The 25,205-nt window shown below is 37.9% G+C and carries 21 protein-coding genes; 6 read left to right on the forward strand and 15 right to left on the reverse strand.

The window, feature by feature from the left end; translation table 11 throughout:
- Positions 1–138: 138 nt before the first annotated feature.
- From DWA31_RS14105 to DWA31_RS14115, 3 genes are all read right to left on the reverse strand, one after another.
- Positions 139–921 carry a PepSY domain-containing protein gene (locus DWA31_RS14105; RefSeq protein ID WP_114327213.1) on the reverse strand — a complete coding sequence of 261 codons (783 nt, stop codon included), beginning with the start codon at positions 919–921 and terminating at the stop codon, positions 139–141.
- 312 nt (positions 922–1,233) lie between these two features.
- Positions 1,234–1,779, reverse strand: coding sequence for an FMN-binding protein (locus DWA31_RS14110; protein ID WP_114327214.1), 546 nt, complete (start codon positions 1,777–1,779; stop codon positions 1,234–1,236).
- Positions 1,780–1,876: 97 nt separating this feature from the next.
- Complete coding sequence (locus DWA31_RS14115) at positions 1,877–3,076, reverse strand: porin (RefSeq protein WP_114327237.1); 1,200 nt, start codon at positions 3,074–3,076, stop codon at positions 1,877–1,879.
- A gap of 526 nt (positions 3,077–3,602) precedes the next feature.
- Here DWA31_RS14115 and DWA31_RS14120 point away from each other — a divergent pair.
- Complete coding sequence (locus DWA31_RS14120) at positions 3,603–4,418, forward strand: mechanosensitive ion channel family protein (protein ID WP_114327215.1); 816 nt, start codon at positions 3,603–3,605, stop codon at positions 4,416–4,418.
- A gap of 110 nt (positions 4,419–4,528) precedes the next feature.
- Here DWA31_RS14120 and DWA31_RS14125 read toward each other — a convergent pair whose 3' ends face one another.
- From DWA31_RS14125 to DWA31_RS17740, 6 genes are all read right to left on the reverse strand, one after another.
- The gene (locus tag DWA31_RS14125) at positions 4,529–7,654 is read right to left on the reverse strand and encodes an efflux RND transporter permease subunit (protein ID WP_114327216.1); all 3,126 of its coding nucleotides are present in this window, start codon (positions 7,652–7,654) and stop codon (positions 4,529–4,531) included.
- A complete protein-coding gene (locus DWA31_RS14130) occupies positions 7,654–8,904 on the reverse strand; it encodes an efflux RND transporter periplasmic adaptor subunit (RefSeq protein WP_114327217.1) in 1,251 nt (416 codons plus the stop codon). The genes DWA31_RS14125 and DWA31_RS14130 overlap by 1 nt, the downstream gene beginning before the upstream one ends.
- Positions 8,905–8,906: 2 nt before the next feature.
- Positions 8,907–10,310 carry a TolC family protein gene (locus DWA31_RS14135; RefSeq protein ID WP_114327218.1) on the reverse strand — a complete coding sequence of 468 codons (1,404 nt, stop codon included), beginning with the start codon at positions 10,308–10,310 and terminating at the stop codon, positions 8,907–8,909.
- Positions 10,311–11,004: 694 nt separating this feature from the next.
- Positions 11,005–12,198, reverse strand: a complete 1,194-nt coding sequence (locus tag DWA31_RS14140) for a YbfB/YjiJ family MFS transporter (RefSeq protein WP_114327219.1) — start codon at positions 12,196–12,198, stop codon at positions 11,005–11,007.
- Positions 12,199–12,268: 70 nt separating this feature from the next.
- A complete protein-coding gene (locus DWA31_RS14145) occupies positions 12,269–12,856 on the reverse strand; it encodes a 2-hydroxychromene-2-carboxylate isomerase (RefSeq protein ID WP_114327220.1) in 588 nt (195 codons plus the stop codon).
- A 73-nt stretch (positions 12,857–12,929) separates the two neighbouring features.
- Positions 12,930–13,052 (reverse strand): hypothetical protein, encoded by a 123-nt coding sequence (locus tag DWA31_RS17740; protein WP_281268636.1) that lies wholly within the window; start codon positions 13,050–13,052, stop codon positions 12,930–12,932.
- 364 nt (positions 13,053–13,416) lie between these two features.
- Between DWA31_RS17740 and DWA31_RS14155 the strand changes: the two genes are divergently transcribed.
- From DWA31_RS14155 to DWA31_RS14165, 3 genes are all read left to right on the forward strand, one after another.
- On the forward strand, positions 13,417–14,301 hold the full coding sequence (locus tag DWA31_RS14155; RefSeq protein WP_114327221.1) for a LysR family transcriptional regulator: 885 nt from the start codon (positions 13,417–13,419) through the stop codon (positions 14,299–14,301).
- Between the two features lie 390 nt (positions 14,302–14,691).
- On the forward strand, positions 14,692–16,089 hold the full coding sequence (locus tag DWA31_RS14160) for a sensor domain-containing protein (protein WP_114327222.1): 1,398 nt from the start codon (positions 14,692–14,694) through the stop codon (positions 16,087–16,089).
- A 353-nt stretch (positions 16,090–16,442) separates the two neighbouring features.
- A complete protein-coding gene (locus DWA31_RS14165; protein ID WP_114327223.1) occupies positions 16,443–17,141 on the forward strand; it encodes a VC0807 family protein in 699 nt (232 codons plus the stop codon).
- 78 nt (positions 17,142–17,219) lie between these two features.
- Here DWA31_RS14165 and DWA31_RS14170 read toward each other — a convergent pair whose 3' ends face one another.
- From DWA31_RS14170 to glmS, 4 genes are read right to left on the reverse strand one after another with little or no spacing between them, the layout of a single operon-like run.
- A complete protein-coding gene (locus DWA31_RS14170; protein WP_114327224.1) occupies positions 17,220–18,791 on the reverse strand; it encodes an AMP-binding protein in 1,572 nt (523 codons plus the stop codon).
- Positions 18,782–20,020, reverse strand: coding sequence for a glutamate mutase L (locus DWA31_RS14175; protein ID WP_114327225.1), 1,239 nt, complete (start codon positions 20,018–20,020; stop codon positions 18,782–18,784). The genes DWA31_RS14170 and DWA31_RS14175 overlap by 10 nt, the downstream gene beginning before the upstream one ends.
- Positions 20,017–21,387: a methylaspartate mutase gene (locus DWA31_RS14180; protein WP_114327226.1), complete on the reverse strand. Its 1,371-nt coding sequence runs from the start codon at positions 21,385–21,387 to the stop codon at positions 20,017–20,019. The genes DWA31_RS14175 and DWA31_RS14180 overlap by 4 nt, the downstream gene beginning before the upstream one ends.
- Positions 21,384–21,797: a methylaspartate mutase subunit S gene (gene glmS / locus DWA31_RS14185; RefSeq protein ID WP_114327227.1), complete on the reverse strand. Its 414-nt coding sequence runs from the start codon at positions 21,795–21,797 to the stop codon at positions 21,384–21,386. The genes DWA31_RS14180 and glmS overlap by 4 nt, the downstream gene beginning before the upstream one ends.
- 119 nt (positions 21,798–21,916) lie before the next feature.
- Here glmS and rraA point away from each other — a divergent pair, with 119 nt between their 5' ends.
- Positions 21,917–22,396 carry a ribonuclease E activity regulator RraA gene (gene rraA / locus DWA31_RS14190; RefSeq protein ID WP_114327228.1) on the forward strand — a complete coding sequence of 160 codons (480 nt, stop codon included), beginning with the start codon at positions 21,917–21,919 and terminating at the stop codon, positions 22,394–22,396.
- A gap of 318 nt (positions 22,397–22,714) precedes the next feature.
- On the opposite strand, the gene DWA31_RS14195 is transcribed toward rraA, so the two are convergent.
- Positions 22,715–23,902: an amino acid aminotransferase gene (locus tag DWA31_RS14195; RefSeq protein ID WP_114327229.1), complete on the reverse strand. Its 1,188-nt coding sequence runs from the start codon at positions 23,900–23,902 to the stop codon at positions 22,715–22,717.
- Between the two features lie 149 nt (positions 23,903–24,051).
- Positions 24,052–24,513 carry a flavodoxin family protein gene (locus DWA31_RS14200; protein ID WP_114327239.1) on the reverse strand — a complete coding sequence of 154 codons (462 nt, stop codon included), beginning with the start codon at positions 24,511–24,513 and terminating at the stop codon, positions 24,052–24,054.
- 408 nt (positions 24,514–24,921) lie between these two features.
- Here DWA31_RS14200 and DWA31_RS17345 point away from each other — a divergent pair.
- The coding region (locus tag DWA31_RS17345; RefSeq protein WP_210725604.1) for a hypothetical protein at positions 24,922–25,205 on the forward strand (284 nt) is incomplete at its 3' end.

Consider the following 25,205-nt stretch of genomic DNA (forward strand, 5'->3'; position numbering starts at 1 on the left):
GTATCAGGATAAGTTAATTATATACGTAAGTTCGTTAAGTGACGAACTTCATTCTTTTTTATTAACTCGCTATTTAGCAAATATGTGCATCACGTTGTGGATAAATAATGATAAGGCCTGACTTAGCCGAGGGTGACATTATCGCTTGTTTTTAGCATACCTTATCCAAATATAGACTCCACTTAACGAAAGTAATATAAGTAAAATGGCCACCATGTCCATAAACAACACTCCTACTAATCCCAAAATACGGCCGCTATGAGCATCTAAAATAATACGCTCTATGGTTAAAAATTGAGATCTATAAGCCAGTGCAGCCTGTTGTTCTTTCTCTAATGAAACCGGTTGTGGCGATATCCATAAAGGCTCTATTAATGGAGAGATAGCTTGCCAATAAAGAAAGTCGCTATCGCTTTGATAATACCCTGATGCTGTTTTTACAATGACCAAATCATTATCGATACTTAAAGCTTCAATGCCTTCTGGAATTCCAGCCTCTACGCCGAGTTGATCAAGTAATTCACCTTGATTATTGTATATATACAAACTAGCTTGGCTGACGATAACAAATACATCAACTATTGTGTCATTTGATACGTTAGCTGACATAACGCCAGCGCTGACAATATCAGACGAACTTTCTAATAATAGTTTGCCATCAAGCCACACTAAGTTATTAGTCACTTGCAGTGAACTGTGTTGATAAAAGCGAATATCATTGGGGGGTGCAATGCCATAGTGATCTAACAACCAAACATTGCTAATAGGTTTATGTGCTAATGAAAGCGTAGTGGTATGATTAAGCGCAACGCCAGTGATAGATAAAAATATAATAAAAAAAGCGGCAATAATGCCAAGTTTTCTATGCCATTCGCGTAAATGTCGAATTAGGCGGTTATGTAGCGATTTTGATGGTTTCATTGCTGATTTAATTGATTTAGCTTACCACTATTCTGCCGCATCACTTTACTTTTAGCTAGTAATTATAAGAGGCTATACCCGCTCCACTTTAAGATGCTCGTTTCAGGAAGTCTGAGCGATTCATAATCAAGGCACATTTTTTTATTAAGGGTTGCTCCCTTAAAAAGAAATGTAACGCTGAGTATGATTTGCTCAGACTTCCCCAAGGGGCTGGTTTAGAAACGCTTTATGCTATGTTATTGATTTCGACAAGGGAATAACCATTCTCTTCTATCAATGCCTTGCCTAAAGGCGTTTCTAATTCCAGCTGAATCATGCATCTTCAAGTGGAACGGGTATATTAGTCACTTTCGCATTTAACCAAAGGGCTAAGCGGGCGACTTTTGTCGTGGCTCTTACAGATAAAGTAGCGCCCGTAATCCCATCTACATTTTGGCTAAGCCTATTTTCTTTGTTAAGCGTAGCATTGATAAATTGTTTAGAGAAAAACTCATGTCGTACTTCATCACCACGACTTTCTCTAAAAGTTAATACTTTAAAGTGATTAATGTGGTTATTTTTAATATGCACGCCAATGGTAATAGGTTTTTCTTTGCCTATTTCATTTAAAATCCATACGGTTTCGTTATCTACTTGCCAATAGCGAATACGCATACGATTAAATTTGTGTTGCAATATTTTGGCTACTACCGCTTTATCTTCTTTGGTTAACCATAAAACTTTTGCTTGTGGCGTTGCATCTACAAATGAACCGCTGATAAACGCAGCTGGGGTTTGGTACACCCCTTTCGCAGCTAGACTCACATGACTAAAAGCCATTGTTAAAGCAAAGATAAATAAAGGTAAATACTTATTCATATAATCACTCGGTAGTTTTTACAGCAAAGTGAATAGCACATTAGCACTATTCACTTTCTCAATATAATTAATCGGTTATTAACCAATTGACCATTAATTAAAATTGATAGCCAAAGCCAAGATTGAATCCTGAAGAATCACTAGCACCGCCAAGGTTTTCATAATCAGCTTTTAAAACAACATTTTCATGAATGTAGTAATTAACACCAACACTGGTTGATTCAACCGCTGTTGAAGCACTATTACCTGCATTGTTGTCATATTCTGAATAACGAGCAAAAACGCCTACTTTTTCGTTAAACTTATAAGAAGGCTCTACATACCAACCTGTTTGCTCATCACTGCCTGAAGCTTTTGCCTCATCGCCATCAATATCCCAACGGGCATACAATGCACGTACGGTAAAATCTTGCACTTGATAAATAGCATGCGTTTCAAATAAGGTGGCACTTGCTGTATCTAATTCACCTAAACCTTGCGTTAAATCCGTTTGATATTGTAACGTTGCCGCCAGTTCTAACCCTGTAATAGCAGTATATTTAACACGACCGGTATAAGCTAAATTTTCAGCCGTTGCTTTAGCCACTTTTTGACGACCTTTGCGAATACCGGTAAAGCTATAATGAGTAAAGTCACCATTACTATCAAAATTCTTTTTAGTACTATTCAAACCACTAGTCACTGCACCATCAATACTTACACCGCCAGCTGGCTTATAGTTGAAAGCGACACCGGCTTCCCACCAAGTAGCAGGAATAATATTTTTCTCAACGCCGTTACGTTCAACACCGTAGAATGTTGGTGGCTCATGCGTTTCATTGATAATGCCCACTGGAATTAAAAACAAACCAACTTTTGAACTAACCCCTTCATTTATATCAACTTCAACGTAGGCTTGTTCAAGCTCCACTTCACCTGGCTTACCTTCTCCTGCAATAGAATGTTCTAATTCAAATTCAGAGAAAAAACGTACGCTATCGCTAAATTCATGACCGAAAAATAATACAAAACGGTGAAAATCAACTTCTGCGTCTTTATCTTCATAGTTGTTATAGTGTAATTCACCATAACCACCGATTGATGTGTTTGAGAAAGCACTTTGTTCTGCTCCAACTTCAATTTGATCCGCTGTCGCATTAAGCTTTTGATCTGTTTCATCAAGGCGTCTTTCTAACGACTCTAAAACTTTTTGTTGATCGGCAATCACTTTGCGCAATTCATCAGTTTCTTGGTTAGCAAAAGCGGCATTACTGGCAAAAAGACCAATTAATGCAGAGGCTATTAATGTTTTATTCATCATGTTTTAAGTTCCATATTTATATTATTTAAAATTCTAGTGCTAATAAAATTAGCTAAAATGGTTGATGAAAGGTGCGGTAGGAAAATACAGAATAAACGCGACTCTCTCAAAAGTGGCGTTATTTAAACACAGAGCTAAATGAGAATCAATATCATTTGTATTATTTTTTACAATTGATGAGCTTTGCTTGATTTAGATCATGATATTTTTTGTTTAAATTTGTACAACACTCGTCATAGCGGCTCGCGACCTTTCACACTGCATCCTGTTCACTACCAGAATATGGTGGATATTCATCTTCAGTCTAATAACATAATTCTTTGGAATATATTTTATACCAATCACTCAAATAATTTTATAAGCATATTCATGATTTTTAACGTATATTCACTGTTGTAACTATCAACTTGTAGCTACTGCTCAAGTGGCGTTTCCGCCATAAGGATTAAAAAACTCAATTAGGGCAAAACGAACGAGTCTTTATACACATTTTAAAATATTATGAATAAATCAGGAAGATATTATGAACCCAGAAGAAATTATTGAGCAATTAACGCAAATGACATTACTCTATGGTCCGAAATTGCTTGGAGCGATAGCGGTATGGATCATTGGTGGATGGATAATCAAAGCCATCGGTAGTGGCGTACGAAGTGCTTTAACCAAAGGTAAAACAGACCCATCATTAATGCCTTTCCTAACAGGCATGGTTAACGGCTTATTACGGGTCATGTTAATAATCACGGCGCTTGGTATGTTAGGCATCGAAATGACCTCGTTTATCGCTATCCTCGGTGCAGCTGGTTTAGCCGTTGGTTTGGCATTGTCGGGTACCTTACAGAATTTTGCTGGTGGCGTAATGATTCTCATCTTCAAACCGTTCAAAATTGGTGATGTTATAGACGCACAGGGTTATGTTGGTTCGGTTGCTGAGATACAAATTTTCAATACCATTATGAAGACCCCTGACAATAAAACGATCATTATTCCTAATGGTGGATTATCAACATCATCGATGATCAATTATTCCACTGAGGCAACAAGACGTGTTGACTGGACAATTGGGATTGCTTACGGAGATGACGTAGATAAAGCCCGTGAAGTTATCAAGCGTTTATGTGACGATGATGCTCGAATTTTAAAAGATCCTGAGGTATTTATTGCCGTTTCAGCATTAGCAGACAGCTCAGTTAATTTTGCCGTTAGAGCATGGGTGAATGCGGCTGATTATTGGGGCGTGTACTTTGAATTAAATGAAAAAGTATATAAAACCTTTGAAAGTGAAGGATTAAACATTCCTTATCCACAAATGGATGTTCACCTACATAAAGACGCCTAATATCTATTAAAGGTATTACTATAAACTTGAAAGAGCTAACAATTAAATTTTGTTAGCTCTTTTTTATTTTAAAAAATTTAGCTCTGTATTCTGACTCCGACCACTTACCCTTATACCAGCTGCGCCTTATCTTGTTCAATTTCTTTCCTATCACCTGAACACATAGCCTTTAATTGCTCAATAATTAAATAATTCACTGGCACTAAAATCAAGGTGATAAACGTGGCAAATAAAATACCAAAACCTAATGATACCGCCATCGGAATTAAGAATTGAGCTTGTGTAGATTGCTCAAACAATAACGGCATTAAACCAATAAAGGTAGTTAAACTGGTTAACATAACAGGTCTAAACCTTGCGGCACCTGCGGTTAACACGGCTTCCATTAGTTCACCCCCTTCGCTGCATTTTTTATTGATAAAGTCGACCAACACCAGTGAATCATTTACCACCACGCCAATCAACGCCAGCATACCAAGTATGCTCATAATGGTTAATTCCATGCCCATGATCCAATGGCCAATTACCGCCCCAATCATGCCAAACGGAATGATACTCATCACAATGATGGGCTGAACATAAGATTTAAAAGGGATAGCTAATAGCGCATAAATAATGAAAAAAACAAATAATAATGCCCAAGCTAGTGAACCAAAAGATTCTCGTTGTTCCTTAGCTTCACCTTCCAGTGAATGACTTACCCCGGGATATTGCACCATGAGTTCATCTAAGTATTTTTTTAAATCAGCTTGCAGTACAGTCATGTTGGTATTCGATTTTTCTACATCAGCACTGACATTTGCTGTGCGATAACGATCAATTCTTGAAATGGTTGATGGGCTTTTTCCCGGTATTAACTTGGCCACATGTGATAGTGGTACTGAGCCCCCACTGGGCGTGACCACAAGAATATCTTCTAAATCAGCAATAGTACGGCGCTCCTCTAATGGCAACCGTACCATTACTCGTACATCGTCTCTACCACGTTGAATACGTTGTACTTGTGAACCAAAGAACGCATTCCTAACTTGCTTTGAAATACTAACGCGAGTTATCCCTAGTGCTTTGCCCTGTTCGGTTAATTCAATTTTTAGCTCTTCCTTACCGTTAGAAAGACTATCGGCAATATCAAATACGGTAGGGTAACTGGATAAATGCACTTTTACTTTATCGGTTACTTCTTTGAGCGTATCTAATGAACTCGCTTTGAACTGCACGTGGATAGGATCAGAAGAACGACCAATTTCAGCTCTAAAAGTAATGCTTTCTGCACCTGGAATAGGGCCAATTAAATTTCGCCATTCACGAACGAGTTCACGTGAAGTAATGGCAAGTTCTCGAGATTCTGGCGGTGTAATTTCAAAACGTACACTACCTTTATTTGACGTACCACCACGACCACCAGTGCTCGCTAATATATTAATAATGACGCTTTGGTTGGTTGAAGGTTCAATATATTTTTCTCGTAACAATTCGGCTTTATCAGCCATGTTAATAATATATTTATTGGTGACTTCAAAAGGGGTTCCTGCCGGTAGGCTGATTGAAGCTCGTACCGTTTCGCTAGGAATACGCGGGAAGAAAATAAATTTTGTCCAGCCGCTCATAATGAGTGAAAGAATGACTAAAAACACACCAATAAAGCCAACGAGGGTAGTGGTTTTGTTATTGATGGCACGCTTTAATAAAGGTTGGTAAAAGCGAATGATTGCACGTTCAAAACCATCTGCAAACGCTTGTTGCATTTGGCTAAACTTTGATTGCTTTGCCGTATCGGAGCGCAGCTTTAAGTTCTTTAAATGCGAAGGTAAAACAAACTTTGACTCAATTAACGAGAAGATAAGTACAGGAATAACGATGACCGGAATTTGCGCAAATATTGCACCACGTGCGCCATCAATAAAGGCTAGCGGTAGAAATGCCGCAATGGTTGTTAAAACACCAAAGGTAACAGGGGTGGCAACCTCTTGTGTACCTCTAATTGCAGCGACTTCACCTGATTCAGCCGTTTGTAAATGCGTATAAATATTCTCACCCGTGACTATGGCATCATCGACAACAATCCCCAGTACTAAAATAAAGCCAAATAAACTGATGATATTTAAGGTGATACCAAATACTGGCATCATGATAAAGGCGCCCATAAAAGACACGGGAATACCAATAAATACCCAAAAGGCAATGGAAGGCCTGAGGAACAAACTTAATAACGCTAATACTAAAATACCGCCTTGTAAGGCGCTGGTGGTTAGCGTGGAAATACGGTTTTTAACAACTTGTGAATCGTCATCCCAAAAACTTAATTCAACACCTACTGGTAATAAACTTTGCTGATCATTTATGTAAATTCTTACTGCATCAGCAACGTCAATCGCACTTTGTTGACCAATTCTGTAAACATCAATAAAAGCGGCTTGTTTGCCATTAAAGCGAGTACGTACAGGCGTTTCTTCAAAGTAGTCTTTAATAATGGCAATATCACTGAGGCGAATAATAGAACCATCGACGTTAGTTTTTATGGCTATTTTTTCAAACTCGTCTTTACGATAAGCTTGGCCTTTTGATCGCAATAATATATCTCCGCCTTGGGTTTTTAAGTTACCGGCAGAAATATCTGTGCTTGAATCTGAAATGGCAGAAGATATTTGTGCGATGGTTAAATTATATTGGCGTAATTTGTCTTGAGGCACTTCAATAGATATTTCATAATCGCGTACACCGCTGAGCTCCACTTGGGTGATGGCAGGAATTTTTAATAAATCATCCCTGACTTTCTCAGCATATTCGCGGGTTTCTTTTTCGCTATAGATACTGGCAATGGTAACAGCAATTACTTCACGTTTACGCGTTGCTAACGAAACTACCGGTTTTTCAGCATCGACAGGAAATGTATTAATTTCATCAACACGGCTTTTAATATCGGCAAGCATTTCTCTAGGGTCGTAACCCGAATCAACTTCAATATTTACTGCAGATGAGCCTTCTTTTGAGCGACTCGCAATTTGTTTAACACCTTCTAAATCCTGAACGGCTTCTTCAATGCGAATAGAGATACTTTTTTCAACGTCTTCAGGCGTTGCTCCCCGTAATGACACATTTACGTTTATACGATCTGTGGCAAATGATGGAAAAACCTCTAAAGGAATTCGGTTAGTTAAACTAAATAAACCTGCAATTAAAATAGTAATTAATAACAAATTGGCGGCAACATGATTCCGTGCAAACCAAGCAATCATTAGTTATTCGCCTTAGATAAAGTAGCCGTTTGAGGTTTACGCTGCTTTTTTATTGGCGCTTTCCCTTCAATGGCTACAGGTGTACCAGAGCTCACTTGACCTAGTGATGTCAGTACCAGTTCATCACCGGCATTTAATCCCTGTGTGACAATAGATTCAGTACCATTTTGCCAGCCTAATTGAATGTTTTTACGTATTAATAGATTGTTTTGAACAATATAGACATAGCTACCTTGGTAAATAGCACTACTTGGGATCACTAAGGCATCTTCAATTTCACGACCAGTAATGTGAGCAGTGACATATTGACCCATTTTAATCTGTGCTCCTTGATTATATTCACTGTCATATGGGCGGATAATTTGGGCAACCACATAAAGCTGTTGAGACATTTCATCAATGGCGCTTTCAGTTCTAACAATCTTTCCTTGCCATACCTGTTCACCCATTAAATCCGATGAAATAACGACATTGCTTATCATCGAACGTTCATTACCTGCACCTTCTGACTGTTCATGCACATTTCGATACTCTTCAGGTAGCTTCATCAGAGGTAAATCTTTATTTTTTATCGGTAAACGTATTTCTACATAATCAACGGCAAAAATATCGGCAAGTTGAGTATTACTTGAAATCACTTGACCAATATCCACATGCTTTTTTAATACTCTACCGGCGTAAGGGGCTACAATTTTAGTGCGCTCTAGTGACAGTTTTACTTTATCAAGCAATGCTTCTCCAGAGAGTACTTGCGCTTTAGCCGCTTCATATTGTGGTTGACGTAATACCAGCGCGTTAGGTGTTTGACCATTGCCGAGTCTTTTCCAATCAGCTTGTGCTTGTTTTACCCGTGCGCCTTCTTCTTGTAAACTTTGCTTGGCAGACATTAAACTTGCTTGAGCAATTTTAACTTCAGCGCGGTGATCTCTATCGTCAAGCTGTATTAATATATCGCCTTGTTCAAAAAAACCACCCGCTCTAAATTGTTTACTCACTTTATTGATTTGTCCGGAAACTTGGGCAAAAAGCACACTTTGTGTTCTGGGTTTTACCGTACCAAAACTTTTCACTATCACTGGGTAATTTTGTGGAGTAAGTGTGGTAGTTACTACCGTCATTTGAGCTGCTTTAGAAGGCTTAGCACGTTTACTTGTCGGTGGGTTTTTGAAAATCATCATCATTAACGCGAGTGTCACCACAATAATAACAATCGGCACGAGTATTTTTTTAACTTTAATGGTGTTGGACATGTTTATTTAGCCTCATTTTCAAGTGATGGTGTGGTGAAGTCGCCACCTAATGAAAAATGTAAATTGATACGATTAGCGATGAGTTGATTTTTAATTTTTATTAACGTTGTTTGCGCTTCAAAAGAACGCTTTTGTGCATCAAGTACTGTTGTATAGGAAACTAAGCCACTTTGGTATTGTTCGAAAGATAAGGCGGATGCAATTTTTGCATTTTCTTGTGCGGCCAACATGGTGTAATAACTTTGTTTTAAGTTTTTTTCCGTGGTGATGGCATTTTCAACATCGCTAAAAGCGCCGTATAAGGTATCGAGATATAACTGTTCACCTTGTTTTAGTTCGAAACGTGCTTTTTCTTCATTCGCTTTTAGACGGCCTGCATTAAAAATAGGGGCTGAAATACTGCCCAGTAATGACCATGCTAGCGAAGATCCTGAGAGTAAATTAGCAATATCAGCGTTAGAGTCACCGACAGAGCCTGATAAAATAATGCTAGGAAAGCGTTGCTTATGTGCATAAGCTAACCCTGCATCTTGTGATAATAGTTGATACCAACTGGCTTTTAACGAAGGTTTTCTACTGATTAATTCTGATGGTAAACCAACAGGAATGTCGTTGGTAAGAAGCGGCAAATTAGCATTGACGAGTAACTCACCTTTTGGGTATTCACCAATCAGGCGCTCTAACTGTCTAATTAATTTAGTTTTCACCGTTTCTTGTTCTGATACCCTTGTTAACTCGTTATTCAATTCATTACGTGTTAAATAGACATCAAGCGCAGCGGTTAACCCTGAAGTATAGCCTGATTCGATAATCGCTAAGTTTTGTTGAGAGTTTCTGACCCTACTGCGATAAAGAATCAGCAGTTTTTCTGCCTCAATCACGCGAAACCAGGTGGTTAGTACGTTAACAACTAACTGTTGTTTGTGCTGTTCAAATGAGGATTTTTGCGCAAGGTAGTTAAAATTACTCATGCGATCGGCGTCAGACAATTTTCCCCAAATATCTACTTCATAGCTTAAATTCAAATTAATTGAGTTGCTGTTTGAATAACTGTCGGTTTGGTTATCTTTATTTCGACCACTGCGAAAAGCCAAATCAAGCTCAGGCCAAAGTTGACTACCTGAAACGATGAGTTGCTGCTGTGATACTTCCAGCGCATATGCTTGCATGGCAAATTGGTGGTTAGTCGCTAAGGCTTTCTTAACTAATTGATGAACTTGAGGGTTATTAAGTTGAGATAACCAGTTATGTTCAACCGCTAATGCTTGTTTGCTGTCTTGCCAGTTCTGAGGAAGCGGCAAGTCTTTTAATTTTTCATCTACTTCTGAAGAACTACTACAAGCCAATAACAATAAGCTTGAAAGTAGTGGTAATAGCGGAAGTATTGGTCGAAATCGACGCGTCATAAAACGTGTAACTCATATTAAAAATAACTCTGTTATCAGTGTAATCAAAGATTCAGCGTGAGAATAGCGATATTACATAAGTTTACATCGTTAAAGGGTAACTATTCACCTATCGTCACTCCCTAGGTCTTAAAATCGGGAGTCTAGAATTTTAAACACTGAGATTCCAGCTTCAGCTTTGGTGTCCAGACCTAAGCTAAGCACCTACGTCCTGTAGGCAAAGACACAACTGGAATGACGGGAATACTAGGTATGGTGAATAGATACGTTAAAGGTAATATTGATGTGTGATATACCCAAGACACTTCAAAATGCGAGTTTCAGGATACCTGAGCGAATCATGATCAAGGCGCATCTTTTTATTAATGGTTGTTCCATTAAAAATAGATGTAACGATGAGCATATTTTGCTCAGTCATCCCCGCAGGGCTGGTTTATAAACGTTTTATGCTGCGTTATTGATTTTGATAAGGACGCTACACGGATGGTGTTATTAGAGAATGCAGGAGCATATTCTCCTGAGTAACCATTCTCCTCAATCAATGCCTTGCGTACATGGATGTAGGTACTTAGGTTCAGTCGGGAACTATGAACCTGTGCTTAAAGACGTTTTTAATTCCAGCTGAATCCTGCATTTTGAAGTAACTTGGGTATATATTGAATGAGCTTGAAATGGTCATAAGCGTCACCCATTATCAGTTAGTAGGCTGTAAGGCCTGAGCTTCTCTGCGTTCTATCACCTTAAGCATCAGCAATATCACACTACCTAACACCATCATTGCCGCAGCCAGATAAAGGCCATTATTATAGTTACCATTGCGTTCTGCCAGTAGCCCGGTGATTGCCGGTGCGACAATCTGAGCGGCTCCGTATGAGAGAGTCATCTTCCCCATCATTTTAGCGGGCCGGGTGGGGTAATAACGTCCGGCCATGGTCAGTACTAAACTGACCATGCCGACAACGGTTCCGCCGAACAGAATCGCCCCGATAATTGTCCAAAACAGACCCGCTCCTATCACGGGTAGCAAAATACCGATAATCTGAATTACGCTGGCGCAGAACAGGGCATTCAAATTACCGAATCTACGGGCAAATAGATCCCAAAGGATCGCCGCTGGGGTGGCAGCCAAGCCTATTATCATAAAGGTCCAGATCCCTTTTCCTTCGAGACCGGGCAACTGATCAATGATAGCGACAATAAAGGTAGTAGTAACAACATAACCTACGCCGGCACAGAAGTAAGAAACCATAAACAAACGCAAGAATGTACGGCTGGGTGGCGCATCAACCATCGCCTCGCCGTTATTGGTGAGTGCGGATGTATTAGGTGGCGGCAACCATGCCCAAGCAGGGATCAAGATTAACGAGCCTATTAACGTCAATAGCAACCACTGCTCATTCCAATCAAAATACGGGCTCATCAGCTCAACTGCTATGGAACACACAACGATTCCTAAGCCAATGCCGCTAAAATGTATCCCTAGTTCGCTATGGTAATTGTGGCGGATCAACCAATTCAAAATAAGACCTGAACCAATCAGCATCCCGGCAGCACTGCTTAGTCCAGCTAAAAACCGAAGCACAGACCACAGCCAGAAATTATCAGTTAATCCCATGCCGGCTGTTGATAGCACCGCAACGACTAGACCAATACGGTAGAGACGATCCTTAATAAGCAAGTCACTGATAAGTGAAGCGATAAGCGCACCACACAGGTAACCCGCAAAATTGATTGTAGCCAACCAGCCTCCATCAGATATCCCTAATCCTGCCTGCTGTTGCATAATTGGCAACATAGGCGTGTAGGAAAACCGTGCAATACCTACCATCAATATCAGGCTAAGTACTCCTGCAGTTAGAACCTTCAGTCGTTCTATCTGATCACTCATAAATATTCCCTTTAACCTTTGGCATACTTTTATTCCCTTTATAGTATTGAGTTATCGAACATTGAGTTAACTACTTAGAAAGTGCTCGTTCAACCCAGATTAATCTATCCTGCCCAAAGAACATTTCTCCATCAACAATCATAGAAGGTGCGCCAAATATACCCAGTTTTACCGCTTCTTCCGTTGACTGAATCAATGCCGATTTCAATTCTGGATGATCCATAGCAGCCAAGGCAGCAGCAGAGTTAATACCAGCATCGTCTAGTATGTCAGTCAACACATTTTTGTCTGAGAGATCTTTGCCATCTGCCCAAGCCGCGGTAAACATAGCTTGGTTGTACGCTTCAATTTCGTTGTTTTCTAATGCCCAAATAGCCCCACGCATTGCATTGATTGTACTAAATATAAAATGTGGATTGAGCTGGTAAGGAATACCGTAATATTTTGCATAGCGAAGAAAGTCAGCTTTCATCCACTCCCATTTTGCCGGAACCATCACCGGACGGTTGGAAGCATGGGCCTTAAATACACCGCCGAGAAGCATTGGTTTGTAATTGATAGTGGCGTTAGAACGTTTACATATATCAACCAATTGAGTCCACGCTAGGTACGAAGCAGGACTAATATAGTCGTAATAAAAATCAACTGTTTTTGTCATTGAATTGTCCTTTTTTTGGTAAATATCGTGGCCTTTCTTTACTCTATACCCATGTTACTTCAATATGTCGGATTCAGCTGGAGTTAGAAGCGCCTTTAGGCAAGGCTTTGATTGAAGATAATGGTTGTTCCATTGTCGAAATCAATAACGTAGCATAAAGCGTTTCTAAACCAGCCTTACAGGGGCCCCTGATCAAATCATGTTCTTCGTTGCATCTCTTTTTAAGGACGCTATATGGAAGTAGCTTATTAGAGAATGCAGGAGCATATTCTCCTGAACGACCCTTAATAAAAAGATGCGCCTTGACCATGAATCGTTCAGCTGCCCTGAAACGCACATCTTGAAGTATCATGGGTATATATAAAAAGTAAACAGCTTTTTCAAGTCTAAGCCTTTAAGGAGCTAATCATTAATTCTTCACTAAATTTCTACAAGTTCCACTGGATAAATATGCCGCCCTGCCCCTGATTTATCCTCTATTGATTGATAACAATCTAATACTTCGATTACAATAAGTAAAATCGATTATTTTAATCACAGTAATAATCTAAGGTTATGATATGGAAATACAACAACTACGCCATTTTTTAGCTGCCGCTGAATCAGAAAGTTTTACTAGGGGAGCTGAACGTGCTTTTGTATCACAACCAGCGATGTCTTCCTCAATATCTAAACTGGAAGCTGAGGTAGGTGTTAAGCTGTTTATCCGTAATAAACGTAATGTAGTACTCACGCCTGCAGGACGAAAACTTCTTCAAAGAGCAAAGCTGATTGTAGGAGAATGTGCCAGAGCTAAAGATGAACTGAAACGCCATGATGTACAACGTAGGCTTCAGCTTGGGGTGATCAATACACTTTCAATTACCTATGTGACCCGATTGATTAAGCAGTATCGTCTAGAAAATCCTGATTTAAAGTTAAATATAATTGATGCCAGTGCGGCAGAGATGCAGAAACTCGAGCGCGAGGGTAGAATCGATCTTGCGCTAACGTTACTTAAAGAAAAGCCAGCTTCTAACCGTAACTTCGTTTATTCAAAAAAGCTATTTTCAGAACCCTATGTAGTTGCAATGGCGCAAGATCACCATTTGAGCAGATCTAATTTTGTCAGTATTAAAGATTTGAATGAAGAGCTATTTATTGCCCGTATTCATTGTGAACATAGACAGGTGTTTGAGAACTTGCTTAAGCAGCATAATGTGCGATTAAATGTGGCCTATATAACTAATCAGGATGAACGTGCATTAGCGCTAGTGGAAGCTGAAGTTGGGGTTACAATTGTGCCACAGCATTACACTTCATCGAGAATAACTACGCTACCATTGGCAGAAGACCAGAATAAACGAGCTATTGGCTTAGAATGGGGGAAAACCGAAAATCTAACTGAGATCACTCAATTTGTAGATTTTACCAGTACGGCTTCCTGGAATTACCGAGACGTTTAAATGATATTTCTAAACGGTTTGAAGCGTCATGATTAACTGGCCTAACGATGAAGGTTGCTAATACGATAATTTACAGTTTGCTTTTCTCACATCATATTATCAATGGCACGCAGGCCAACTTCGAGTATATAGTGATTTATAAGGGAGTAACCATTATTACATCACAGCGCCTTGAATTGAAATCGCTCAAGCACTCTGAAACCTGCATCTTGAATGGTAACGGGTATATGTAGCATTTAAACACTTAGGTATTAAATATATTTTTCTCTAACATCATAAAAAACAAGAAAAAAGTAAAACCTCTTCTAGTATAACGGAAATAGGGGCTTGTACTCGGAGCAGGGATTTAGCATGATTATCTTAATCGTCATCATAAAATAGGTTATTAAATTGCCGGTTGATATAGAAAATCTTAAAATATCAGAAAATGGACAGCAACTTCTTGCCCAAATAATAGAGAGATCGCCTGTACCTAAGTTTGTAATAAATATGGACCATAAGATCATCTACTGGAACGCCGCATGTGAAACTGTAACGGGTGTACTTGCTTGCGAAGCTATTGGGACGAATAAAGCATGGTACCCCTTTTATCATGAAGAACGTCCTACAATGGCTGACTTGATTATCGATGGTCGCATAGAAGATATGAAAAATCTTTATGCCGGTAAATTCAACAGGTCAACCATTGTTAAAGGTACATGGGAAGCTGAAGATTATTTTCCGCATTTTCCCGGTGGCGGAAGATGGCTTTCCTTTAGCGCAACAGTGTTAAAAGACAAAGATGGTTTTGTTATTGGTGCGATGGAAACGTTAAGAGATATTACCCAACAAAAACTTTTTGAAGCTGAGCTAAAAGAAAAAGAACATCTACTCTCTCAGATCATTGATGGCTGCCCAGTTCCTATGTTCGTTATTGATGATGATCACAAGGTTACCCACTGGAATCGTGCTTGTGAAGCAATAATTGGCACAAAATCATCAGACGTTATTGGAACAAAAGAGCAATGGAAAGGGTTCTATTCTGAACCACGTCCCGTGCTTGCGGATCTTGTACTGGATAACAAATTTTCAGAGATTACAGAATATTATTCAAAGCGTTGGGCCGCTTCGACTTTGGTTGAAAAGGGTTGGGAAGCCACAGATCATTTCCCGAATTTTAATGCAGGAGAAAAGTGGCTCTATTTTACAGCAGCTCCCCTGCAGAACCAAGAAGGCAAAGTAATTGGCGCGGTCGAAACGTTACAAGATGTTAGCAATCAAAAAGAATATGAAACAAAGTTAGAATTTCAAGCCAATCATGATGCTTTAACGGGGATCGCAAATCGAAATTTACTGATGGATCGCTTAAACCAGGCGATTGCGCATGCCACGCGGGATAAACAATTACTTGCTTTGCTTTTCATTGATTTGGATAATTTTAAAACCGTCAATGATACGTTCGGTCACAATGTTGGTGATCAATTAATTCAAGAAGCAGCGAAAAAAATCGAAAGCGTGATCCGTACAGGCGATACTGTTGCACGCTTTGGTGGGGATGAGTTTATCGTCTTATTATTTGCGCCTGAGAATGAAGATTATGTGGGCAATATCGCACAGCGTATTTCACAGGAAGTGGCTACGAGTTACTCCCATGAAGGCCAAACCCTTAATGTTGGGAGCAGCATTGGCATTGCAATGTTTCCCAAAGATGGACTTACGGCTGATGCACTGATGATGAACTCTGATCGTGCAATGTATCGAGCAAAAGCGTCAAACAAAGGGAAGTTTTGCTTCTTCAAAGAAGATTAAAATGAGCGAACATTAACTTACTCACCAATAGTAAAAGAATATTGTTTCATTCCAATGATGAAAATAGTTAGCGATAAGCAATATCGTCATGCCTTAAATAATGAAACTGACTTTTGACCTTTTATTAGATAAAATAAGTAAATGCTTAAATAGACTGATAATACCAATCTCACTAACTATGTGATCATTTCTACTTGTTAAAACGACCAACTACTTCGTTATTTATTTAATAGCTAGAACAACTAGTTATTGAAATAAACGCCTTGTATTTGACCATTTTTTCTACGTATAAAATAGATCACCTAATTAATGAAACTGGTATAACTGTCAGTTTCCCATAAAATGAAAATATAATGTCAACACAAACTAAACGCCCTAATAATACCTTTTTAGAACTTATTTTTAATATTGTTATTCCATCGATTATTTTAATGAAATTATCGGGGGGAGAATACTTAGGCTCTGTTTATGCCTTAGTAGTGGCGTTATTATTCCCGCTTGGTTATGGCTTGTATGATTTCATTAAAAACAAGTCGATGAACTTTATTTCATTACTTGGGTTTTTAAGTACTTTGTTAACTGGTGGTATTGGATTATTTGAATTGGATGTTGAATGGTTAGCAATTAAGGAAGCGGCAATTCCATCGGTCATCGGGCTAGTTGTACTAATCTCTGGCTTCTGGGGCAAACCATTAATTGCCAAGATTTTGTTAAACCCTGTTTTATTTAATTTAGATTTAATCTATCAAAACCTATCAGATCAAGGTAAAACTGATGTATTTAAAGCAAAAATTCAGTGGGCAAATCATCTTTTATCAATAACGTTTGTTTTTTCTGCAACGATGAATTATCTATTAGCTAAATGGATTGTCGTTAGCCCTGCTGGTACGACAAAGTTTAATGAACAACTGGGTGAAATGACCATGTTAAGTTATCCCGTTATTGCCATACCTTCCATGGTAATGCTATGTGCGATCATGTTTTATGTGGTAAAGAGTGTGATGAAATTAACTGGGTTAAAGTTCGATCAAATATTAAACGCGGCAAAATAAATATTTTAGAAGGTAACGATTTAAATAAAGCATTGATTGAGGAGAATGCAGTAGAATATTCTCCTGCATTCTCTCTGGCTAATTAGCAGAGAATTCTTGTTTTAAAACTTCTTTGTTAATTTTATTTTTATCGCTTTGTATTAAAGGCAACGATTTTTTATATATTACCTTGCCAGGAACCATGTAAGAGGCTAAGTGTTTTTTCAACTCGAATAAAATCTCTTTTTCAGATATCTCATTGGTGGCAGAGTAAACCATGATGATTTCTTCTTCGATTTGCTCATTATCAATACCAAATACGGCACATTGTTCTATTTGAGGAATGTTTTTTGCGACAACAGACTCTATTTCATAAGGGGAAACTCTGAAACCGCGAGTTTTGATCATGTCGTCATGTCTTGAGCTAAAGTAAAAATAACCTTCTTCATCTTTATAAACATAATCGCCTGTAGCGACCACGATTTCATCCGTTAATTGCCCTTCAATATTTATAACATCTTTAAGTATTTGTACTGACTTAAATCGTTGAGCATTTTGCTCAGGCGCATTCCAAAAACCTTTATAAATACAACCACCGCGGTGGATTAACTCACCAACTTCTCTAACACCACATTCTTTACCATTTTCATTAATCACATAAAGCTCAACATCAGCGATAGCTTTACCTATAGAGTCTGGGCGAATTTCAACTTGCGACGGATCAAGATAGGTTGAGCGAAATGCTTCGGTAAGGCCATGCATAGAATAAAAATTAGCCTGTTGGAAAGTATTCTTGCAATCTTTGATCATTTTGGCGGTTACATTGCCACCAGAGGACGTGATGGTTTTGATGTTAGAAAATAATTCAGCATTTGGCAGTCGGCTAATATCTTCATCAAACATTTGAGATATATACACCGGCATTAGCGGAATAACGGTTATTTTGTCATTAATAAGGTGATTGAAAAAATCATCGGGCAAAATAAAGCGGTGTAACGCTAACGTTGCTTTTTTATATAAAGTACAAAATATTTGGTTTAAGCCGTAATCGAGGTTAAAAATTAATAACCCTGAGATTACATCGTTTTGTTTTAAATCTAAATATTGAGAAACAACCCGAGCAGAATCAATTAAGTTACGATGTGATATTACAATACCTTTTGGTCTACCAGATACGCCAAACGAGTAGGTTATTACCGCGTTACTGTGGCTATTAATGTCACAGCTATAAGGCTTGTTGTAATATTTATAAATTTCTTCAAAAGACGGTATGTCTTTGCTGGTTGTGTCATAAGAAATAACCTTGCCATTAAAGTTTATTGAAGCAACGCTTTCAACGTGTTTTTTGTCTGTGATAATACATTGTATGTCACAGTCGTTAATAATGTATTCAACTTGCTCAGGCTTTAACAAGGTGGTTAGCGGCACAAAAACATAGTCAGTAGACAGTATTGCTAACACAGCAATAACTTGGTCAATGCCTTTATTTGAATAAATACCAATACGCGAGTCTTTTGGTAAATCAAGCTCTTGTAAATAATAAGCAACTTGGTTTACTTTATTAAATAACTCAGCATAAGTGATACTTTTTTCATTAAAAACTACCGCTGTTTTATCGCTGTGCGAACTTACTGCACTTTCAATTAGTGTTCTTATACAGTTTATTGACATAGTTCTTTTCCTTCTACTTCTGCACCTAAAGTCCAGATATCATAATTATTATCTAGTACAGTCGCTGGATTATGGTCTGAGTTAAGAATTTTTTTATAAAAGAATGAAATTATATTTTCAATTTCTTCTACTGTTAATACTTTCGTTATGCCACCGGTTAATACAAAAGAATTAACGGATAATAATTTTAGATTAACATACGCTTTTTTGTAGTGTGAAATTTTGCATAAAACTAGAAATATCGCTAATTGCATCAGCACCTTAGTGGCTTTATTACTTTGCTCTTCAAAAATATTTTCTGTGACTTTTAAATGCATTAATAATTCATAAACAAATTCATTGTTCTTTGCTGCAAAAATTAACGATTGTTTTGATTTATAAACACCCAGCTTTTTAAAAACAAGTCGATCATATTCATTTTCAGTGACGATATTTTCGTCAACCAAATCTTTTGAATAATGAATGTCAGTCGTTGCGCCGCCAATATCTAATAAAACAAAAGGGTTCACAACTGCGTATTTTGTGTGAATAAAAGGAAGTGTTTTATTGACAACGTAAGGTGTTGAAAATATTTGATTATCTGTAATATTATACAGATCTTTAATGTCTTCTTTACCTTCAATATCCTGCTGATATAAATTAGTTAAATAGGCTTTTAAAGAATCTTCTACAATATGTAATCGGTCATCAATAATATTCGGTAACACCACAACATTCTCTATGTTCTCTTTAATCGTAGGCACATCAAGTTCACTACCTACGAATACCACATTCGAATAAGTTAAATTGTCTAAATAGCGGTATAAGTCTTCAGAGAAGTTATCGCTGTTTGAATTAATGCCGCCCACAATAATGACGACATCGATTAAGTCGCTTGGAACGGAATATTCTTCAATATTTTGAAAAAGGATGGTATCAATAATATTAATACCTGAATTAAACGCAATGTTTGTCGCATATTTTAGAGAAAATGAATGAGTTACACCAATAATAAGGGTACTTAAACCACCATTAGCTGATGAACAAATATGGATATTTTTTTTATCAAAGCGTTCGATTTCTTGACCACACTTATGCGTTAGATCATCTAATATAGATTTATTAAAATCTCTAAAGTGCTGCTCTATATTGGTTTTATTACTCAGTTTAAAGTAGGTACTGCCAACATCTATCAATAATTTTTCTTGGCTGTTATTAGAGCTATCATCAGGTGAATTTATCTGGCTCATTGCATAATTCCTATGTCATGAATAATGTCGTTAACAATACTCGTTGTATCTTTTGTTAAGTCACATTGCCCTTTTTCATAAGCATAACAACGGTCAGGAATAGGAACATTTCCTCTTTTAATGATACGAATATTTTTTTGAGCATCACGTATCGTGATCATATTATTGTGATTAATAATATGCGGTGAGAATGGTACATCAATAATGCCGTTTTTAATTGAGTTAAACACTTTTCGCCATAAGGTGTCAGCAGAGTCATTAAATACCGCTTCCATAATTGCATGTACTTCTAAAGTAAGAATTTCTTCTTCTTCTTCGTCTACAACATTCGGTAAACCATTTAATATACCCAACGTATACTGAGTATTCGCTACGGTTTTAGCATTCGCTTCTTTCGTTGGAATTCCCGAGGCTTCCTCTCTTGTTTTGGTAATGATTTTATCAGCACTGACCATTGACGCGATAACGGTAGCTATATTGATTAGCTGCTCGGCAGAATCTTTATTCATTGGGAATGCGCCCATCCATTGGTGATAAACCAAATTGATTGCTGCATCTGAACAGTTAATTTCAGCAGCATAATGTTTAGCTAACTTTTTAAGTACCGCACCCGTAACAATATCTTGATTCATTGAACCTTGCTGAGCAAAAGACACCGAAAATGATTTCACCCCTTCTTCTAGTGACAGCAACATTTCAAGTAGCTGAATAACAATAGTGATAGACGGTGGAACTAAGGTTGCCGTTAATGGACCAAAAGATTCTCTATTAATAGGTTCATTAAGTTTTGAATAATTAGCACAAACACGCTCTACATATTTCCAATACAGAAACGCTTTATCTAAAGGGAAATTTTTCGAATAAGGTAAAAGGTAGGTAATTGGACCCCCTTCAATTTCAAAAATACCGGATGCAATTGCTGTTTCAATCAATAAACGAGCATCTGGCGTACCGTGGCGTAAACTTACTGGTTTATTAAAATGAGTAACCATTTTACGTGTAGTTCTGTAACCATGATTCACTAAAGGATAACCATTGAGCATATCTACATCGTTTTCTTCACTCAATCGCAGCATCTTTTTTGCGGTAGCATAATCATTTAAACGCGTATTAGAGTCAACAGTTAGCGGCAGTACATCAACATTGGCTTTAACAAAATACTCACTTAGGGCAAATTGTTTTTCATATGTCGGAAAACCACCACGAGGTTGAACAAGCATCTTATTCTTAGGCTTATTTTTAAAGTGATGCGAAATAAAGAGATCTTTACTCGCATTGGTAACAAATTCTTTAACTTCAGCAAAATCAAAATTATCAACGTATTCATTATTGACAATTATTTCTCTTTCTTCTTGCAGTAAACTCATTTTAAGTTTCTCTCTTTAAGCATTTCTTCTAATGAGTCCAGGCCTGTATTTAAATCAACTTGATGACAAACGATATCAAACCCGTAACCTTTGTAGCGTGGGATTATATCTTCTGCGTTACCCGTACCAACAACTAAGTTGCCACCGATCATCATAATAATGTCATCTAATTTTTTATATTTAGCTTTTAGTCGTGGCACTTCTCGACCCCAACCTTCAGCTTCACCATTGAGTGAGGAGATCAAAAGTATATCTGCGCCTGTTTCGACAACCGCATCAAAAAACTCTTCTAAATAGGTATTAACACCAAGGTTAAATACCTCATAGCCTCTCGCTTGTAGGGAAAGATCGATTAATCGATTGGCTACCACGTGGATATCATTACCCACAACACCTGTTACTACCTTCATATGTTTTAACGCCTGATATATACAAGTACAATTTTTATGAAAATATAATATCAATTTTTAGATGAAAAGGCTTCTTTGGTGTTAGAATACTGCCATATAAATAAGAACAGGAAAGGTATATGACGATTTTCACCGCTGATATCTGTGATGAATACAGTGATAAAGTACAAGTGTTAGACGCTGGCTATAAAAACTATGGCGGAGTAGACAACTGCCAAGGCGAAATTATCACTATAAAGCTAGATAAAAACAACTCTGACTTAATCAAATTACTTCGTGATGAAGATGGCTCAGGTAAAGTTGTTGTTGTTGATGTGAACCAAGAATATTTTGCCGTTGTGGGTGAAAACTTAATGAAGTTTGCTCACCAAAACAATTATGCAGGTATTATTATCAATGGTTACGTAAGAGACACCTTTCAAATTAGCAATATACCTGTCGCTTTATTTGCACTTGATACTTGCCCACGAAAATATATACCCGTAACTTCTGGCGAAAGAGAACTTCCACTTTCATTTGGCGGTGTTGATTTCGTTCAAGGTAGTTATTTATATGCCGATACCGATGGCGTAATTGTGACTGCAAATAAAATAGTTTAATAGAAGTTATTAAACTCACATCATAAAGTTCAAAAAGCCCGTTTTACATTATATGTAAAACGGGCTTTTTATTAAGCCTATAGACTCACTAAGTCATTAGTTAACGTGCTTATGTACTTGGCTCAGAAGTTTACTGATAGTCGTCATCCTCGAAGCATCTTATCGAGGATCCAGTTGTTTTTGGTTTGGATTCAGGACGATGTGCTCCATGCATAGTCTAATAAGTGGCATCCATGCCACGTCAGCCTAAAACACCGCTGGAATGACGTTTTAAATCAATTTTTACTGGCTCCTGAGTTATCTACATAGCCATGTTAGTTAAAGTACTTTAGCAATTGATTGTGCTAAGTAATCTACATTGTCACTAGATATACCGGCAAGGCTTATACGACTAGAACCAACAATATAAATACTAGATTCATCTTGCAGACGTTGAACTTGATCTTTGTCTATACCTAAAAATGAGAACATACCATTTTGAGTAGTAATAAAGCTAAAATCGCGCGTAACGCCATTCTCAGATAACTTATCAACTAGCAATTGGCGCATGTCGTTTATGCGATTACGCATTTCGGCCAATTCACCGTGCCATTGTGTTGTTAATTCATCTGAACTTAAAATAGTTTCAACAATAGCGGCACCATGTGCTGGTGGCATAGAATAAGCAACCCTAACAACAGAAAGTAATACCGAACTAATAATATCAGCAGCTATTGCACTACGACCAATGATGGAACAAGCACCAATACGTTCGCGGTATAAGCCAAAGTTCTTAGAGCATGAGCTACAGATAATCATCTGTTCTACCGTATCCGCCATTAATCTAAGACCATAAGCATCACTATCTAAATCAGTGCCAAAACCTTGATACGCCATATCAACAACAGGCATAAAACCAACTTGTTTTGATACATCAGCAACTTCTTGCCATTGTTCTTTACTTAAATCCATACCACTTGGGTTATGACAACACGCATGTAATAACACTGCATCATCTTTAGAAACTTGCTTTAATGCTTCAAGCATTGCAGGAAAATCTAAACATTTGTTTTCATAATCATAGTAAGGGTAAGTTTTAACAATTAACCCTGCTGCTTCAAATACGCCTTTGTGATTTGCCCAAGTAGGATTACTCACCCAAATGGTGGCGCCAGGAGTACATTTTTTAATAAATTCGCCAGCAATACGCAAAGCACCTGTTCCACCGGGAGTAGAAACAGTTTTAATACGGTTTTCAGTAATAACTTTATGATCACCTAAAATAAGTTCGGTCATTTTAGTATTAAATAATGCTGAACCGGCTGAGCTTATATAAGCTTTACTACCTTCGTTATCAACACGAAATTGTTCGGCAGTTTTAACACAAGCCAATACAGGAGTAATTCCTAGTGCATCTTTATAAATACCGGCACCAAGATCAATTTTATTCGGATTAATATCAGCTTTAAACTTTACTGACAAACCTAAAATAGGATCTGCCGGCAGTTGTTTTAATTGTGAAAACATACGTTACTACCTTCTAAATTTTATAATATTCCCGAGTTGTAAGGGGGACTGTTAATGATAATACAGGCGATTATACATTAGGTTATTTGAATATTCACATAATCTCTGTAATTTAATGCGAGTAAAGAATAGCCTGAATTTAAGGCGAGTTAATAGATGCCAACATCAAGTCCGGCAGCCATCGTCATACCGAGTTCTTCACACTGGTCAAGAAATGTTATTTGCCAGTCTCCTCTGCATACTAATGGGGGATGAATCCAGTTCCAACGCAAACCTGTACAGATCGATTCGACAGCCCGGCAAGTACCAGTACCATCATTTCCCGCACGAACATATAACGCACAAGGCAATCCCTGTTTTACTTCCAGACAAGGATAATAGCAGCGATCAAAAAAATCCTTCAAAGCACCACTCATATAAGCGAGATTTTCAGTCGTCCCCATAATTATCCCATCACAGGCTAATACATCCTCCGGTGTAGCTTCTAAGGGTGGAATCCAACGTGTTTGAACTTGTTCAATATCAGGATGCTGTGCCCCCTTCAAAACCGCATTAGCCATTAATTGCGTATTTTTAGAAGGTGCATGCGCTACAATTAAAAGTGTTTTCATTGTTATACTCACTTTGATTTTCATAAGAGTCAGACTCGCTATAAAACCTAATACCTGAAAAGTCAGCTTTAGATATGCCAGTATAAGGATTATTGAATGCTTTTCTTTTCACCTTAACCCTCTCATTTAAAAAAATCGATAACCTGGAACTTAAAGTATAAAATTCAAAAACATTTAGTCGATAATATATTTTATCGACGGTTTATGTATCCCTGCACAATAATTTTAATTTCAGAGCATCTTATTTAAGCTATATGTTGATTAGCATTATTTGACATAAACTCCGTTGACTGCTAGATTATTTAAATATATTTTTTCTCCCTTGTCTAGGATGCCGAGGCTCTAGTTCCACGCTGCTAACTATACCTATGGAATGTGGTAGCAGAAAATAGCTACGCAGGGGGTTGTGTGACCGCATTAAATTCGATACCGTTGCCTTGCCGTGGTTTGCGCGTTCTAATTGCAACCATATTGCTTGCCTGTACCATTCTGATAGCATCCTCTTCTGTGTTCGCTGCCCCAGAAGAAACGCCTTCTGAGAACTCCCTAGAAATCAAAATAGCCAGGGGTAACTGGGGCCAAACAGAGTATGCTGATATTCAGCGCCTACTTATGTTGGTTGCTAATGAATTCCAATCCTATGTCGATTTTAACCGCAAGAGAGAACTAAAGATCCGTGTTATTCCTCGTAG

Origin of the sequence: Candidatus Colwellia aromaticivorans (genome assembly GCF_003333305.1) — a bacterium.
Classification (GTDB): Bacteria; Pseudomonadota; Gammaproteobacteria; order Enterobacterales; family Alteromonadaceae; genus Colwellia; species Colwellia aromaticivorans.

Bases quoted from the DNA above. Each gene is read 5' to 3' on its own strand.
- DWA31_RS14105 (WP_114327213.1), bottom strand. From the start codon at position 921: ATGAAACCATCAAAATCGCTACATAACCGCCTAATTCGACATTTACGC.
- DWA31_RS14110 (WP_114327214.1), bottom strand. From the start codon at position 1,779: ATGAATAAGTATTTACCTTTATTTATCTTTGCTTTAACAATGGCTTTT.
- DWA31_RS14115 (WP_114327237.1), bottom strand. From the start codon at position 3,076: ATGAATAAAACATTAATAGCCTCTGCATTAATTGGTCTTTTTGCCAGT.
- DWA31_RS14120 (WP_114327215.1), top strand. From the start codon at position 3,603: ATGAACCCAGAAGAAATTATTGAGCAATTAACGCAAATGACATTACTC.
- DWA31_RS14125 (WP_114327216.1), bottom strand. From the start codon at position 7,654: ATGATTGCTTGGTTTGCACGGAATCATGTTGCCGCCAATTTGTTATTA.
- DWA31_RS14130 (WP_114327217.1), bottom strand. From the start codon at position 8,904: ATGTCCAACACCATTAAAGTTAAAAAAATACTCGTGCCGATTGTTATT.
- DWA31_RS14135 (WP_114327218.1), bottom strand. From the start codon at position 10,310: ATGACGCGTCGATTTCGACCAATACTTCCGCTATTACCACTACTTTCA.
- DWA31_RS14140 (WP_114327219.1), bottom strand. From the start codon at position 12,198: ATGAGTGATCAGATAGAACGACTGAAGGTTCTAACTGCAGGAGTACTT.
- DWA31_RS14145 (WP_114327220.1), bottom strand. From the start codon at position 12,856: ATGACAAAAACAGTTGATTTTTATTACGACTATATTAGTCCTGCTTCG.
- DWA31_RS14155 (WP_114327221.1), top strand. From the start codon at position 13,417: ATGGAAATACAACAACTACGCCATTTTTTAGCTGCCGCTGAATCAGAA.
- DWA31_RS14165 (WP_114327223.1), top strand. From the start codon at position 16,443: ATGTCAACACAAACTAAACGCCCTAATAATACCTTTTTAGAACTTATT.
- DWA31_RS14170 (WP_114327224.1), bottom strand. From the start codon at position 18,791: ATGTCAATAAACTGTATAAGAACACTAATTGAAAGTGCAGTAAGTTCG.
- DWA31_RS14175 (WP_114327225.1), bottom strand. From the start codon at position 20,020: ATGAGCCAGATAAATTCACCTGATGATAGCTCTAATAACAGCCAAGAA.
- DWA31_RS14180 (WP_114327226.1), bottom strand. From the start codon at position 21,387: ATGAGTTTACTGCAAGAAGAAAGAGAAATAATTGTCAATAATGAATAC.
- glmS (WP_114327227.1), bottom strand. From the start codon at position 21,797: ATGAAGGTAGTAACAGGTGTTGTGGGTAATGATATCCACGTGGTAGCC.
- rraA (WP_114327228.1), top strand. From the start codon at position 21,917: ATGACGATTTTCACCGCTGATATCTGTGATGAATACAGTGATAAAGTA.
- DWA31_RS14195 (WP_114327229.1), bottom strand. From the start codon at position 23,902: ATGTTTTCACAATTAAAACAACTGCCGGCAGATCCTATTTTAGGTTTG.
- DWA31_RS14200 (WP_114327239.1), bottom strand. From the start codon at position 24,513: ATGAAAACACTTTTAATTGTAGCGCATGCACCTTCTAAAAATACGCAA.